Origin of the sequence: Algibacter sp. (assembly GCF_039977455.1) — a bacterium.
GTDB lineage: Bacteria > Bacteroidota > Bacteroidia > Flavobacteriales > Flavobacteriaceae > Algibacter_B.
Genome location: NZ_JBDWDG010000031.1, coordinates 38808 through 54208, shown reverse-complemented (window position 1 = coordinate 54208; position 15401 = coordinate 38808). Strand labels below are relative to the sequence as shown.

The window sequence follows — 15401 nt, the reverse complement described above, 5'->3', positions numbered from 1 at the left end:
ATTATTTAAAATTGTGTTCATTTTTTTGTTTTAATTGGTTCAAATATAGAAATGAAAAAAGTTATACACAAAACTTTGAAACGTTTTTTACATAAAAGTTTGTTAAACTATAAGATATGCAAAGAAGTATTAATTAATTTTATACTTATGAAGTTAAATGTGATAATTGTTGTCATTCTTTTAATGGCGGGTTGTAAAGAAAATAGCAAAACTAATGCGGTAGCTAAAGAAATTACTACAGGAGCTATAAGTCATACTTTGAATGTAAAGGATGCAAAGCTTGAAATTTATGATTTTACTGGTTTTGAAGCCTTTCTGAACAAAAAAGATGACAAAACGTATGTTGTTAATTTTTGGGCGACTTGGTGTGCACCTTGTGTTAAAGAATTGCCTTATTTTGAAAAGTTAAATACGGAATACAAAAACAAAAATGTTGAGGTGCTATTGGTGAGTTTAGATTTTCCGCATTTGTATGAAAAAAAACTGAAGCCTTTTATTAAAGAGAAAGCATTAGGATCGAAAGTTATAGTTTTAGATGATCCGAACATGAATACTTGGATTCCTAAAGTAGATGAAAATTGGTCAGGATCAATTCCGGCAACAATTATCTATAAGAATAATAAAAGAAAGTTTTATGAGCGTTCCTTTAACTATGAAGAATTAGAAAAAGAAGTGAAACAATTTTTAAATTAAAATAGAATATGAAAAAGTTAAAACAATTATTACCTGTAGCAATTCTTGTACTTTTTATAAGTGCATTTACGTTAAACAATACAAGCAGTAGTGGTTATGGTATTGATGATGTAGCCGAAGATTTTTCATTAAAAAATATTGACGGAAACATGGTGTCATTAGCAGATTATAAAGATGCTAAAGGGTTTATTGTAACCTTTACATGCAACACATGTCCGTTTGCTGTTATGTATGAAGATAGAATTCAAGCATTAAATGAAAAATATGCACCTAAAGGCTATCCTGTGATAGCTATTATGCCAAATAATACGGATGCTAAACCCGGTGATGCTTTCCCTGAAATGAAAAAAAGAGCAGAAGAAAAAGGTTTTACTTTTCCCTATTTAATAGATAAAGAACAAAATGTATATCCTAAATTCGGAGCCACTAAAACGCCACATATTTATGTGCTTGAAAAAACAACAAAAGGGAATGTTGTAAAGTATATTGGGGCTATAGATGATAATCATAGAGATGCATCGGCAGTTAAAGTAAAGTTTGTTGAAAACGCGGTTGATGCTTTACTAGAAGGGAAAGAAGTTGAGCAAAAAGAAACTAAAGCAATTGGTTGCGGAATAAAGGCGTAATTAATAATACATTTAAAAAAAAATCTGAAGCGTAATACTTCAGATTTTTTTTCGTCTATACATTTAGTTATGTTAATTTTGTACAACAACAATATTAAAAAAAAAGATGGAAGATTTAACACAAGAAGAATGGGTAGAGCAATTAGCAAAAGATGATAATGCTGTTGTGCTAGATGTAAGGACGGATGCCGAAGTGGCCGATGGAATTATTGAAAATGCCATTCATATCGATATTTATAAAGGACAGGAATTCATTAATGAAATTGAAGAGCTTGATAAAAGTAAAAATTATTACGTGTATTGTCGCTCTGGAAATAGAAGCGGTCAAGCATGTCAAATCATGGAGCAACTAGGTTTTGAAAATGCATATAACCTTGAAGGCGGTATGTTAGAATGGACTGGCGATGTTGTTGATTTATAATAAAAAGGCAATGCTATGAATCGATATTTTTTAATAAGGCTTTTTGTTTTAAGTATGTTTTTTGCTTGTTGCCAATCGCAACCAAATGTGAACGCTATAAAATTAACACCAAAAATATTTCAAGATTCGCTAAGTCGAGGTGCTGTTCAATTAATAGATGTTAGAACAAAAAAGGAGTTTAATTCAGGACATATTAATAATGCTTTAAATGTCGATTTTTATTCCGATAAATTTAAAGATAGTTTGGGCGTTTTAGATACAAATAAGGCTGTTTTTATATATTGTCGATCAGGTAATCGAAGTTCCAAAAGTGTAGCTGTATTTAAGGCATTAGGTTTCAAAAACGTTTATGAATTGGAAGGAGGAATTACTAATTGGGAGAAAGAAAATTATGTTGTAAATCAATAGTAATCTAAGCCTTAATAGGTTAAAAAGAAGGTGTGTTTCGTCGGTGTTTTGCTCGTTCAACTACTTTTTCAGTACTTTATCTTTTTAATTTTCACAAAATTATATAATTGTTTAATTTTATATCAGGTTTTACCTTTTTAGTATTAATAGCAATTAAAAATATTCAAGTAATGGAAAACGGTTATATCATTTTAGGACTGGTTGCACTACTGTTTTTAAGTATTTATGGTTTTTCATATATTTCTGTAGCCAGAGAGAAAATGATCCAAAAACAACTACAACAGAAAGAGTTAGAAAAAGCGCAACTTAGGCGTCAAGCTCGAATTAAAAGTCAAGAGTTAATTGACGAACGTGTAAGGAAATTTAATGAAAGAAAAGAAGAGATACAACATGAATTAATGTTGTTAAAAAAGATGAAAGAAAAACAAAAAGTAAGTTAAGTTTTTCTGTTATCTAGAAAAAGCTCCTATGTTTTAAACATAGGAGCTTTTTTTTTAACATTGATTTAGGGTTCTGTAGTGTTAATAGCTATGCAATATTAAAATTCTTTTTCTATATTAGTTGAATGACGCATGAATTAAAACTAATAGTCCAAGAAGCTTTAAAAAATCAGATGCTAGGAGTGAAAAATGTTCTAGCTACCGTAGTAGATTTAGATGGGTCTTCTTATCGTCGGCCGGGGGTTAGAATGTTGCTATCAAGTAACGGCACCATGGTTGGAGCTGTAAGTGGTGGTTGTGTTGAAAAGGAAGTTCAACGAAGTGCTCAAACCGTTTTTAAAACAGGTATTTCTAAGATGATGACTTACGACGGACGTTACCGATTAGGTTGCGAAGGAGTGCTATACATCCTTTTAGAACCTTTTGAAGTTTTAGATGAATTTTATAAAGCATTCAATAGTCAATTAGAGGCGCGTAAGGCTATCACTTTAACCTCTTATTATGAAAAAAAAGATGGTGTTGAAGGTCATTTTTATTCGGAACTTTGTTTTAGAGAAAATTCTAAATTTTCGTTTTCATTAATTAATCATACTTCAACTCCTAGTAAAGGAATAAAAGTTTTTAGGCAAACACTTTTACCATGTTTTAAATTGGTTATTATTGGTGGAGGACATGATGCTGTAAAGCTTTGTAAATCTGCCGCAGTATTAGGTTGGGAAATACATGTAATTATATCAATTAAAAACCCTAAAACGCTTAGTGATTTTCCAGGTGCATTATCAGTAATTTCCAAAACTCCAGAAAACTTTGATACTACTACTTTAGATTCGAATAGTGCTGTTGTTTTAATGACTCATAATTTTGCTCAAGATTTAAGTTATCTAATAAAACTACAACATTGCCAATTGCCTTACATAGGTATTTTAGGTTCGGCTAAACGCCGCAATCAGCTTCAAAATGATTTATTCGATTATTTGCCAGAATTAAAAGAATCTTTTTTAAATAGTATTTATAGTCCAGCAGGTTTAAATATTGGAGCTATAACTCCCGAAGAAATTTCAATATCTATTTTATCCGAAATTTTAGCAACCATCAGGAATAAAAAACCAATTAGCCTTAAAACCATATCTGGTAAAATACATTCGGCGTTATAATGGATATTACTGTAGTTATATTAGCTGCCGGAAAGGGGACTAGAATGGGGGCAATAAAACAACTACTTCCTTATAAAAATTCAAACTTATTGCAGAATATTATTCAACAAGCCTTGCGTTCAGGTGCTAATCACGTAAGTTGTGTAATTGGTGCAAATAGGGAAGTTATAGAAAAAATGATAGACAATAATAACGTGACCATAATTAATAACCCAAAATGGGAACATGGTTTAAGTTCAAGTATTTCAGAGGCTGTTTCTTATCTAAAAACATTAAAGCCATTACCTGATGGTGTTTTATTCTTGCTTGCCGATCAGCCTTATGTAGATTCAGATTATATTAATGGAATTATGGATTGTTTTAGAAATAACAATGAAAAAATAATTGCGTCTACATATGAAAATGGAAATGGTGTTCCAGCACTATTTCCTGTCGTTTATTTTGATGAGCTTTTAAAGTTGAAAGGGGATAAAGGAGCTAAACTGTTTTTAAAAAAGAACCAAGGAAATGTGATTGGTTTTAAGTCAAAATCTAAAAATAGATTGTTTGATGTTGATACCCCAGAGGATTATAATACGCTGGTAAATAGAAAACCTGAGTGATTTTTTTTGATATACTATTTTATATTCTTGTATATTTTTTCTAATAATATCTTTTTATCAAAAGGCTTAGTAACAACATCATTTATTCTAGCTCGTTTAAAGCTTTTTAAATCCTCTTTAAACGCTTGAGTAGACAAAACAATAATAGGTGTTTTTTTGTATTCTTTTGAAAGATTACGAACGGAAGCAGCTAAGTCCATGGCAGAAAAATCGTGTATAGTATTGGCTAATAATATTAAATCAACATCCTTATTGATAATATTTGACACCAATTCTTCCCCTTTAGAAATAATGTTAATGTAAAAGTTGCCAGTAGCAGCAAGTATTTTTAAAATAGTTAGTTGAATTAATTCCGAATCTTCAACTAGTAAAATATGGTACTTTTTGTTTAATTTAGGTACTTGGTATTTTAGTAATTCTTCTTTGATGCTTTCATTGTGATCTGAAAGTTTAAAACTGAGATTATAGGTGAATTTTGATCCATTATTAACTTCGCTTTCAACATGAATATTTCCATGCATTTCAGAAATTAAATACTTTACAATAGATAATCCTAAGCCAATGCGTTTATCATTACGAGCAGCAGAATCTAACTTAGTAAAGCGTTCAAAAATAGCATCGATTTTTGATGCTTCAATGCCTATACCAGTGTCAATAACTTCAAAGTGAATATTAGCTTTTTTGGCACGGATATAATTTAATGAAACATTTAAAGTTATGGTTCCATTATTTGTGTTAGTAATGGCATTGGTTAACAGGTTGGTGATAATTTGTTTTAATCTGTATTGATCACCTTTTACATATTCTGGTAGGCCATCTTCAAGATTGAATACAAAATCCAAACCTTTTTTGTTTGCTAAAATTTTAAAGGCTGTTGTAACATCCTTTAGTAGTTTGCTTAAATCAAAAACTTTTTCATTTAGGGTTAATTTTCCAGATTCAATTTTGGAAATATCTAATATATCTTCAATTCTGTTTTTTAAATCTTTATTAGAAGATTGAATGATGTCTAGGTAATTTTTTTGATCAGCATTTAAATTACTATTAATTAGCAAATCGCTAAAAATAATTGAAGCTGTAATAGGGTTTCTTAGTTGATGGCTAAAGTTAGCAATAAAATTATTTTTGAACGTTTCCTTTTCTAATAAATACTCATTTTTTAACTCTAAAACCTGAGAGTTTATAATGGATTCGTTTCTAGTTTGAGCTGTAAGTTGGTAGTTATTATAGTGCTTAGTTAAATTCTCTATAATAATAAGGTTTTCATTTATGTCTTGAGAAAGAATAGTAATATCGGTAATTAGAATTTCATTTTCAAAATCAAGATTAATACATGAAAACTCAAAAGATTCATTATTTATTTGAAGTAAACTGTTTAATATTTCAAAAAAAGGATGGTATTCTTGTAAAAGGGACTTGGGTTGAACTGTAAAAAGATTATTATCAGATTCAAGGATAGCGCCAAAATCATCAACTAAAATAAATTGAAAATTGTTTTGGTGGTATTTCTTTTTATACGGCTCTAGCATGGTCTCTAAATTAACTCTTTAGCTAATTTAGAAAAAAGAGATTCAACTCTACTACCATTTTTAGCACTAACAAATAAATCGACCAAATCGTCAAATTTACCGCTGTATTGCGTTAAATATTCTTTGTTTACTAAATCTACTTTATTGCCAACTACTTTAATTGGGGTTTTCGAGTGGTTTTCAATGAGATAATTTACCTCAGTTTTTAAGTTTTCGAAGGTTGCGGGTCTTGAAAGATCGAAAACGTAAACAAAGGCATGGGTTCCTAGTAAATAAGATGCTCTAGTTTTTTTTATATCATCTTGACCTTCTAAATCCCAAATAATAAAGGAGATAGATTCGTCTTCAGATATTTTTAAAGTTTTCTTAGAAATATGAACACCGATAGTTACTTTGTAGTCTTCCGAGAAGGTGTTTTCAACAAAACGTCTTATTAACGATGTTTTACCAACCCCAAAATGCCCGAGTAAAACAATTTTTTTAGATGTTGCCATTATTAAAGAAATCTTCTAGTTTTTGGGTTATTAATTCTTTGTTTTTCAAAATATCAGCCACCTTTTGCTTGCTTGTAAAATCCAGTATTTTATCCTCTAATTTATCTTTGTAAATAATATTATAAGCTCCAGAAACAACTACAGCAATATAAAAAGAAGGGAAGTTTTGGAGGTGAATATGGTAAAGGTCGTATTCTATATATTGTAGGTTCTGGCTTTCTTTTTTAAAGGCATCCTCAACAAAACTTTTAATGGCGGTTAGCATGCCTGCAACCATATCTTCATCTGTTGTTTTACTTTTAGAAAATTCGGCTAAAACTATGCCTGAGCCTTTTTCAATAATGATTACTTGCTCTATTTTAGTATTGGTTTGTTCTTGAAGTATTAAATCCGATTCAGTAATACCAGAGGCTTTAGATTTAGCTTTTCTAAATACTCCTTTAAAGGAAAACGTTTTATTAACCTGAGTATTAATTTTATCCGATAACAGTTTCATTTCATGCTGAATATAGCGTTTTATCATTTTTCCTATTATGGGAAAAAGCGCTTCTACCACAGCATCTTGAGAGTTTTTAATTTCCTCCTTTAAAGTTTTGGTAATTGTAGGGCCTAAGGTTTTTGGAATTTCTTTAATAAACTTGTTTAACTTATTATCAATAATTGGATCTATTTTGTTCGATAGTTTTTCCTTATCATTAAAAGTTTTTTCAAGAATATTTATTTTTTTTTGAATAGATGAAGCAAACTCCCGCTCGTCAGTAAGCAGAATATCTTTAATGATACTTAGTTTTTCATCTTGATTCATTAGTGCAGCAGTATTTAGTCACTAATTTTCTGTCCTAATTTAATAAAAAGTTCGCTTAGTAATTTACGGTTAACTTTTTTATCATCCAGGTTGTCTAACTTGTCTTCTACCGATTTTTCAAGATCAGAAATTCTAATATTAATATCAGTACTTAAGGTGTCTATGTTCTGTAAAATTTCAGATTCAACAGTACTCATTAAATTCTGTAATTCTTCTTTTTTAGCAATAATATCAGCTTTTAAAGCTTCAAATTCCGAATCGTATGCCTGAATGTTTTCGCCAAAAATAAGTTCTTTAATGGCGTCAATTTTTGAATTAGCAGAATTAAGCTTGCCATTCAATTTTTCGGTAGTCTCATCTTGTACGTGTTCTTTCATATTCGCAGTAGTATTAACCAATTAACACAAAAGTAGTCTAAAATATACAAAATTTAATAAGTTTTTTGTTTTTTTAAATCTATGAAGCTATAACTCCATATTAGGTTAAGTGATTGAAAGTTAAGAAAAAAAAGAATATTAAAAACCAAAATGGTTAGGTCTTTAAAATAAATTGGTAAATCATAAAAAAAGAGGACTATTGCTTTTTGTATTTTGCAGTCCTCTTTTTAATAAGTGGAGTCGGAGAGAATCGAACTCTCGTCCAAACAAGTAACCAAAGAGCTTTCTACACGTTTATTCTTTTCTTGGGTTTTCGATTAAAAGCTGGTTAAAGACAACCCACTTTCAACTTATCTTTTTTAGTTTCAAAAAGGCATCAAAGCACTACCTAATCTATATTGACATTTACGATGCCTCAAAATGGAACGCCGTCAATCAAGGCTTTCCGGAGACATAAAGCTTGTACACCTTGTGTACCTAGGCTAATTCTACTATAATTCGAATTATGCAGCTAAAGCGTAGTTATTCTCGCCGTTTAAAATTTGGTCTAGCCTTTAACGTGTTTCAATGCCATTACACGACGTGCTTACCGTTCAATTAATCTCGCTGTCAAAACCAGTCGACCCCGTTATTTAATAAAATAGTAAAAATTGTCACCTCTCTTGTTCCCAATTTCTTGTGGAATGGTATCAAGAAGTGGGCGTTACCCTAAAAAAGGGTCGGGCTCTCGGTAGTCGCTTTTTTGTGTTGCATTTGTGCAACAACACAAAAAGAGCTTCAACAAAGCCTCCATCCCTAACGCGGGCAGCAAAGTTATCAAAAAACTTTGTATACCACCTTAAAACTAGTATTTTTAGTTCAAAATTTATACCAAATCCATTTCTGTCAGTAAAAAAATCAAAATATGAGCATCAAATTTGCCATTATAAAAGAGCGTAAAAACCCACCAGACCGCCGTGTGGTGTTTTCACCATCAAAATTAGTACAAGCTCAAACCCAATTTCCCGAAGCTACTTTTAAAGTTGAAGCCTCAGATATTCGTGTGTTTTCAGATCAAGAATACAAAAACAAAGGTTTTGAGGTCACAACAAATGTTTCAGATTGCGATGTGCTAATAGGTGTAAAAGAAGTGCCTATTGATGCCTTAATACCAAACAAAAAATATTTCTTCTTCTCGCATACCATTAAAAAACAACCCTATAACAGAAAGCTTTTAAAAGCAGTTTTGGATAAAAATATAGAGCTTTACGACCATGAAACTATAGTTAACGACAAAGGGTTTCGCTTAATTGGGTTTGGACGTTATGCGGGAATTGTTGGTGCTTACAATGGTTTTAGAGCGTGGGGTTTAAAATTTAATATTTGGAATTTGCCTAAGGCAGGCCCATTGCCAAATCAAGCCGCATTAATAAGCGAGTTGAATAACTTAGAAGTACCAAACATAAAAATTCTATTAACCGGAAGCGGAAAAGTAGCAAGCGGTGCTCAAGAAATGTTGGATGCTATAAATATTAAATCTGTTTCAGTAGATGCGTATTTAAACACCGTATTTAACGAGCCTGTGTATTGTAAAATTGATGTTCTTGATTATAATAAACGCAAAGACGGACAAGTAATTGATAATGCAGATTTCTTCAATAATCCACAAGATTATGAGTCTAACTTTATGCGTTTTGCTAAGGTAACCGATTATTATATAGCAGGACATTTTTATGGCGACGGTGCGCCATATTTATACACTAGACAAGATGTGAAATCGACAAATTTTAATATTAAAGTGGTAGCAGATATTAGTTGCGATGTCGATGGGCCAGTAGCAACAACTTTAAAAGCATCAACCATTGCAGACCCTATTTATGGTTATGATCCAGAAACGGAGTCTGAAATAGATTTTAAAAACAACAATGCCATAACTGTTATGGCGGTCGATAATTTACCCTGCGAACTCCCACAAGATGCCAGCGAAGGTTTTGGTGCCATGTTTTTAACACACGTAATCCCTGCTTTTTTTAATAACGATGCCAACGGAATTCTTAAACGTGCTAAAATTACCGAAAACGGAAAGTTAACCAAGAAATTCTCCTATTTAGAGGGTTATGTAAATGGAAACTAATATTTTTGTAAGCCATTTAATAATTTAAAAATACTTTCAAAATTAAAACGGCATTAGTTACAGGAGCGGCATCAGGTTTAGGTTATGAGTTAACACTTTTATTGGCAAAAGATGCTTATAATTTAATATTGGTAGATGTAAACGCCGATAGTTTATCTCATTTTAAAAGCCATTTAGAAACTAACTTTAAGGTTAAGGTTGTTACTTTGGTTAAAGATTTAAGTCTTCCAAATGTAGCTCAAGACATCATGGATGCTATCGATAATAAACCTATAGATGCACTAATAAATAATGCAGGTTTTGGTTTGTTTGGTTCTTTTACGGAAACCGATTGGGAACGCGAATCTTCCATGTTAAATTTACATATTATAACGACAACACATTTAACAAAATTAGTGTTAGAGGGTATGATAAAGCGTGGTTCTGGTAAAATTTTAAATATGTCGTCGTTGGCAGCTTTTCAGCCTGGGCCTTTAATGTCTATTTATTATGCTTCAAAAAGTTATATGCTTTCGTTTTCAGAGGCTATAGCTAATGAGCTTAAGGGAACAGGTGTAACGGTAACCGCATTATGTCCTGGACCAACTAAAACAGCGTTTCAAGAAACGGTATCAGAAAACACAAGCAATAATAAAATAAAATTCAATATGGCTTGTCCTAAACAGGTAGCTCTTTATGGTTATAAAGCAATGCTTAAAGGTAAATCTTATGCCATTCCAGGTGGGTTTAATAAATTTCTAGCGGCCTTGCCACGCTTTATGCCTAGAAATACAGCAACCTCTATTGTTAGAAAAATTCAAACAAAAAACAGAGCAAATTAATTCATAAGTTTTGCCGTTTTAATAGTTGGTTGCCTTAATTCTTATCATTAATTAGGAATTACCAAAAACGAAACGAAGCAGACAAAACTAAAGCAGTTTTTTTTTTTTTTTTTTAACCAATAGGCCTTATTGATTCATAATGGTTAAGTCATTACTTTACGTACTTTACCGAAAGTAAAGTAACTTAATAGTAGTAAAATTCAAATGGTAATATAGGTGAAACGTCGTTCTTATTTTGAAAAATGATAACAAACGAAAGCAAGAGCACTCTATTCAATTAAAAATACTTGAAGAATTTTGATCAAGACTAGTTTTGTTATTATAAACTGTTTTAAATGTTTTAATGAGAAGTAAAAGGGTTTGATTTATATCTTAAATATGCCACCAAAAGCAATGACACGTTGTAAATAAAAGAAGTGTTGGGATGCGCTTTCGGCTGTATTGCTTGTTGTACGAATATCAGGCATGTTAATGTAACCTCCTTTTAAATCTAATTGCATGAAAAAATGCTTGAAAAAGGTGAAGTTAAGTCCTGCATGCAAAGAAATGCCATAGCCAGCTAAATGAAACTCATCGTACCTGTCTTTTTGTAAAAGTGTTGTATTTGTTTTTGGATATAGAATACCACCGGCTAAGCCTTCGGTTATGTTAATTTGAAATTTATCGGTGTTTTGAATATTAAAAATTCTAGAAATGTCATCGTACCGCGCAAATTCTGTATAGACATAGTTTAAGCCGTTGGTATGCTCGAACATTAAAAAGTCTTGAGAAATGAAGGTTTCCTCGTTATTGTAAGTGCCATTGAATTGCGACCCTGTTTCGGTAAGTGGTAAATTGATGTAACCATCTACGGTTTGAGTACGGTTTCTGTGCATAACATATTTCATGTGGTCTACACCTATGGAAACTGTATATTTATCTGAAATAAAATAACCTATTTTGGCATTGGTTTGTGGTATAGTGATACGAGTAGGGTTTATATAATCGATATGCCAACCTTTAGGTTTATCTTTAGCAGCCACATCTTTTATAGTAAAATTATAATCTTCACCTTTAAAATGAATGTCCGACCTAGAGAAGGATTCCCGATTTCCTCCCCAACTAACAAAGAATTTTCCTTTATTGGAGGCTGTATATTTTACGGGTTGAGTATCTTGAGCACATACGTTAAGTGAAAGCAAAAATATAGCTAAACCTAAATAAGGTTTTAAGATTTGGAATGTCATTTTTATGAGAATGTTAAAGGGCGTTTACCGTTTTTCTTATGGCTACTAGGTTGCTTAATAATTTTTCTAAATTATCTAAATGTAGCATATTGGCACCATCGCTTTTAGCATGTGCAGGGTCGAAGTGAGTTTCTATAAATAAACCATCTACATTATTTACAATGCCTGCTCTAGCAATTGTTTCTATCATATCCGGGCGTCCACCAGTAACTCCAGCCGATTGATTAGGTTGTTGAAGTGAATGTGTAACATCTAAAACTGTTGGTGCCATTTCCCGCATGGTTGGAATGCCACGGAAATCGACAATCATGTCTTGATACCCGAACATGGTTCCTCTATCGGTAATCCATGCTTTGTTGCTGCCAGCGTCTTTAACTTTTTGCACAGCGTGTTTCATGGCCTCCGGACTCATAAATTGTCCTTTTTTTAAGTTGACAACTTTTCCTGTTTTTGCAGCGGCAACTACAAGATCGGTTTGGCGTACTAAAAAAGCTGGAATTTGCAGCACATCAACATATTCTGCTGCTTTTATAGCGTCTGAAACTTCATGGATATCGGTTACGGTAGGGACATCGAAAGTTTCGGATACTTTTCTGAGTATTTTTAGGGCTTTGTCGTCGCCAATACCTGTAAAGCTATCTATTCGGCTGCGGTTAGCCTTTTTAAAACTTCCTTTAAATATATAAGGGATTTCTAGTTTATTGGTAATGGTGATTACTTTTTCGGCTATACGCAATGCCATATCTTCCCCTTCAATGGCACATGGGCCACATAATAGAAAAAAATTGTTAGAATTTGTATGTTTTATTTTAGGTACCTCGCTAAGTTGCATGTGCTTTAAATTTAAGCAGCAAAGTTACGAAAAGGAGCTTTAATAAAACACCGTTGTTTTGGGTATTGAATTGTTTTGGGCAGATACGCCTGCGTTAGGGATAGAACGGCTTGTTTAATCTCCCCGACCTTAGGAGGGAGCGAGTAGTGAAAGCCCGACCCTTGTCGAAACCTGCCTGCCGGCAGGCAAGCGCCAAACTTATTGAAACATCCTGACTTTAAACGCTTTTGGTTAAGCTGTTTTTTATAATCCAAAGTGCCATGGCCAAACTTCCGAAAATAAATAGACCGCCGTAAACCATAAATTGCTTTATGGAGTAGGAAAGGGATACAATATGCAGCGTATCTGAAACGAAAGCTAAAATTAAATACGACGAAATGCATACAAAGGTGATTCCTAACGTGAAATTTAATTTTTTATTGGGCTTTAGTATTTGCCATAAAAACGGAATACCAAATAATAGAATTGGATATGCTGTTAAACCTTCGGTACGATTTACCACGGTAAACCAATATGCTGTAATGGCAATAAAATAAAGGTATGGTATGAATTTTGTATAATTGAATAAGCTTTTCATAATGCTGTTTTTTTTGAGAGATTGTATTGTAATGAACGGAAAAATTAGAAAATTAGTTTTTATAAATTAGGATTATAACATATAATTAACTTTTTATACTAGTAAAATGTTAAATTAAATAGATTTAAAATTAAATATAGCGTACCTTTGCAGGCTTAAAATAAGGCACTATAATATGGCTACTATTAAAAACATTGCAATTATTGCACACGTTGACCACGGTAAAACGACGTTGGTTGATAAAATTATGTATCACTGTCAATTGTTTCGTGAAAACGAAAATACAGGTGATTTAATTCTTGATAATAACGATTTAGAACGTGAAAGAGGAATTACAATTACTTCTAAAAACGTATCTGTAATTTATAAGGACACTAAAATTAATATTATTGATACACCAGGTCACGCCGATTTTGGAGGTGAGGTAGAGCGTGTACTTAACATGGCAGACGGCGTGTTGTTATTGGTTGATGCTTTTGAAGGGCCAATGCCACAAACGCGTTTTGTATTACAAAAAGCGATTGACCTAGGTTTAAAGCCTTGTGTGGTTGTCAATAAAGTAGATAAAGAAAACTGTACACCAGATGAGGTGCATGAAAAAGTTTTCGATTTAATGTTTGAACTTGGTGCCGAGGAGTGGCAATTAGATTTCCCAACAGTTTACGGTTCGGCTAAGAATAACTGGATGAGTGACGATTGGCAAAATGAAACTGAGAACATTGAACCGTTATTGGATATGGTTATTGAGCATGTTCCTGAGCCTAAAATTGAAGAAGGAACTACACAAATGCTAATTACATCATTAGATTTTTCTTCTTTTACAGGACGTATAGCTATTGGGCGTTTAACACGTGGTGGTTTAAAGGTTGGACAGAATATCTCGTTAGTAAAAAGAGATGGTTCTATTGTTAAAAATAAAATTAAAGAATTACACATTTTTGAAGGTCTAGGACGTTTAAAAGTTGATGAAGTTCAAACGGGAGATATTTGTGCCATTGTTGGATTAGAAGGTTTTGAAATTGGTGATACGGTTGCCGATTTTGAAAACCCAGAAGGTTTAAAAACTATTGCTATAGATGAGCCTACAATGAGCATGTTATTTACAATTAACGATTCGCCTTTCTTTGGACAAGATGGAAAGTTTGTAACATCACGTCATATTAAAGACCGTTTAAATAAAGAATTAGAAAAGAATTTGGCGCTTAGAGTTGAAGAAACGGATAGTGCTGATAAATTTATGGTTTTTGGCCGTGGGGTATTACACTTATCAGTTTTAATTGAAACCATGCGTCGTGAAGGGTATGAGTTACAAATTGGACAACCACAAGTTATCATTAAAGAAATAGATGGTGTAAAATGTGAGCCAGTTGAAGAAATGACAATTGATTTGCCTGAAACAGTTTCTGGTAAGGCCATAGAAATGGTTACCCTTAGAAAAGGTGAAATGTTAAGTATGGAAGCCAAAGGAGAAAGAATGGTTTGTGAATTTATAGTACCTTCTCGAGGTATTATTGGTTTACGTAACCAATTACTAACGGCAACTGCAGGTGAGGCTATTATGGCACATCGTTTTAAAGAATACCAACCGCTAAAAGGTGGGATTCCAGAACGTCAAAATGGTTCGTTAGTATCTATGGAGAAAGGTCAGGCAATTCCTTATTCTATTGATAAATTACAAGATAGAGGTAAGTTTTTTGTTGATCCGGGTGAAGATATTTACGAAGGTCAAGTAATCGGTGAGAACTCTCGTGGTGATGATATGACCGTTAACGTAACAAAAACGAAAAAATTAAGTAACGTACGTTCTTCTGGGGCGGATGATAAAGCTAAAATTGTTCCTGCAATAAAATTCTCTTTAGAGGAAGCTTTAGAGTATATCCAAAAAGATGAATACGTAGAGGTTACACCAAACCACTTACGTTTACGTAAAATTTGGTTGTCTGAAGTAGACCGTAAAAGAAATAAGTCTTTATAATAAAGAAACGATAATGTTTCGCAGATTATAGGATTGTAATGCTGTATGTAGATACAGTATGTCAGTTACATCTATTACATTTGAAAATAAATTACAAATAGTAAACGCCCTTGGGTGTTTACTATTTGTGTTTTATAAAAGTTTGGTTACTATTCTATTATCGTGTTCTTGTAAAAAGTCGTTTTTACTTGGTGCTAACTATTAAAGCTTTAAATAAAACACGACGAACGATATGTTTTATGTAATAAAAGCTAGGTTTTATAAATTAAACTTTTATACCTTAAATGATTTTGTATATTTGGTTAGCT

The 15401-nt window shown here is 32.3% G+C and carries 17 protein-coding genes and 1 other RNA gene; 10 read left to right on the top strand and 8 right to left on the bottom strand.

Going from position 1 to position 15401, the window contains the following annotated elements:
• The first annotated feature begins 51 nt into the window (after positions 1 to 51).
• The 7 genes from ABJM36_RS15040 (at position 52) to ABJM36_RS15010 (ending at position 4344) form a co-directional block, all read left to right on the top strand.
• A complete protein-coding gene (locus ABJM36_RS15040) occupies positions 52 to 693 on the top strand; it encodes a TlpA disulfide reductase family protein (protein ID WP_348452313.1) in 642 nt (213 codons plus the stop codon).
• An 8-nt stretch (positions 694 to 701) separates the two neighbouring features.
• Entirely contained in the window at positions 702 to 1319 is a 618-nt protein-coding gene (locus ABJM36_RS15035; RefSeq protein WP_348452312.1) for a thioredoxin family protein, read from the top strand.
• A 106-nt stretch (positions 1320 to 1425) separates the two neighbouring features.
• The gene (locus ABJM36_RS15030) at positions 1426 to 1740 is read left to right on the top strand and encodes a rhodanese-like domain-containing protein (protein ID WP_348452311.1); all 315 of its coding nucleotides are present in this window, start codon (positions 1426 to 1428) and stop codon (positions 1738 to 1740) included.
• Between the two features lie 15 nt (positions 1741 to 1755).
• Positions 1756 to 2148, top strand: a complete 393-nt coding sequence (locus tag ABJM36_RS15025) for a rhodanese-like domain-containing protein (protein ID WP_348452310.1) — start codon at positions 1756 to 1758, stop codon at positions 2146 to 2148.
• Between the two features lie 107 nt (positions 2149 to 2255).
• Positions 2256 to 2588 (top strand): hypothetical protein, encoded by a 333-nt coding sequence (locus ABJM36_RS15020; RefSeq protein ID WP_348452309.1) that lies wholly within the window; start codon positions 2256 to 2258, stop codon positions 2586 to 2588.
• Between the two features lie 173 nt (positions 2589 to 2761).
• Entirely contained in the window at positions 2762 to 3742 is a 981-nt protein-coding gene (locus tag ABJM36_RS15015; protein WP_348452518.1) for an XdhC family protein, read from the top strand.
• Positions 3742 to 4344 carry a nucleotidyltransferase family protein gene (locus ABJM36_RS15010; protein WP_348452308.1) on the top strand — a complete coding sequence of 201 codons (603 nt, stop codon included), beginning with the start codon at positions 3742 to 3744 and terminating at the stop codon, positions 4342 to 4344. Before ABJM36_RS15015 ends, ABJM36_RS15010 begins: the two co-directional genes overlap by 1 nt.
• Before the next feature lie 14 nt (positions 4345 to 4358).
• On the opposite strand, the gene ABJM36_RS15005 is transcribed toward ABJM36_RS15010, so the two are convergent.
• From ABJM36_RS15005 to ssrA, 5 genes are all read right to left on the bottom strand, one after another.
• On the bottom strand, positions 4359 to 5873 hold the full coding sequence (locus tag ABJM36_RS15005) for an ATP-binding protein (RefSeq protein ID WP_348452307.1): 1515 nt from the start codon (positions 5871 to 5873) through the stop codon (positions 4359 to 4361).
• 5 nt (positions 5874 to 5878) lie between these two features.
• Positions 5879 to 6367, bottom strand: a complete 489-nt coding sequence (locus ABJM36_RS15000) for a Rab family GTPase (RefSeq protein WP_348452306.1) — start codon at positions 6365 to 6367, stop codon at positions 5879 to 5881.
• Positions 6354 to 7172, bottom strand: coding sequence for a cell envelope biogenesis protein OmpA (locus ABJM36_RS14995; RefSeq protein ID WP_348452305.1), 819 nt, complete (start codon positions 7170 to 7172; stop codon positions 6354 to 6356). The genes ABJM36_RS15000 and ABJM36_RS14995 overlap by 14 nt, the downstream gene beginning before the upstream one ends.
• A gap of 14 nt (positions 7173 to 7186) precedes the next feature.
• Positions 7187 to 7549 (bottom strand): fructose 1,6-bisphosphatase, encoded by a 363-nt coding sequence (locus tag ABJM36_RS14990; RefSeq protein WP_348452304.1) that lies wholly within the window; start codon positions 7547 to 7549, stop codon positions 7187 to 7189.
• A 232-nt stretch (positions 7550 to 7781) separates the two neighbouring features.
• Positions 7782 to 8176, bottom strand: a transfer-messenger RNA (tmRNA) gene (gene ssrA / locus ABJM36_RS14985).
• Between the two features lie 283 nt (positions 8177 to 8459).
• Here ssrA and ABJM36_RS14980 point away from each other — a divergent pair.
• Together ABJM36_RS14980 and ABJM36_RS14975 are read left to right on the top strand one after the other, a co-directional pair.
• Positions 8460 to 9662, top strand: coding sequence for an NAD(P)-dependent oxidoreductase (locus ABJM36_RS14980; RefSeq protein ID WP_348452516.1), 1203 nt, complete (start codon positions 8460 to 8462; stop codon positions 9660 to 9662).
• A 41-nt stretch (positions 9663 to 9703) separates the two neighbouring features.
• The gene (locus ABJM36_RS14975; protein ID WP_348452515.1) at positions 9704 to 10483 is read left to right on the top strand and encodes an SDR family oxidoreductase; all 780 of its coding nucleotides are present in this window, start codon (positions 9704 to 9706) and stop codon (positions 10481 to 10483) included.
• A 365-nt stretch (positions 10484 to 10848) separates the two neighbouring features.
• Here the strand turns inward: ABJM36_RS14975 and ABJM36_RS14970 are convergent, their stop codons facing one another.
• From ABJM36_RS14970 to ABJM36_RS14960, 3 genes are all read right to left on the bottom strand, one after another.
• A complete protein-coding gene (locus ABJM36_RS14970) occupies positions 10849 to 11709 on the bottom strand; it encodes a hypothetical protein (protein WP_348452303.1) in 861 nt (286 codons plus the stop codon).
• Between the two features lie 13 nt (positions 11710 to 11722).
• The gene (gene kdsA / locus ABJM36_RS14965; protein ID WP_348452302.1) at positions 11723 to 12541 is read right to left on the bottom strand and encodes a 3-deoxy-8-phosphooctulonate synthase; all 819 of its coding nucleotides are present in this window, start codon (positions 12539 to 12541) and stop codon (positions 11723 to 11725) included.
• Between the two features lie 217 nt (positions 12542 to 12758).
• A complete protein-coding gene (locus ABJM36_RS14960; protein ID WP_348452301.1) occupies positions 12759 to 13118 on the bottom strand; it encodes a hypothetical protein in 360 nt (119 codons plus the stop codon).
• A 175-nt stretch (positions 13119 to 13293) separates the two neighbouring features.
• On the opposite strand from ABJM36_RS14960, the gene typA reads away from it, so the two are divergent.
• Complete coding sequence (gene typA / locus ABJM36_RS14955) at positions 13294 to 15093, top strand: translational GTPase TypA (RefSeq protein ID WP_348452300.1); 1800 nt, start codon at positions 13294 to 13296, stop codon at positions 15091 to 15093.
• Positions 15094 to 15401 lie beyond the last annotated feature (308 nt).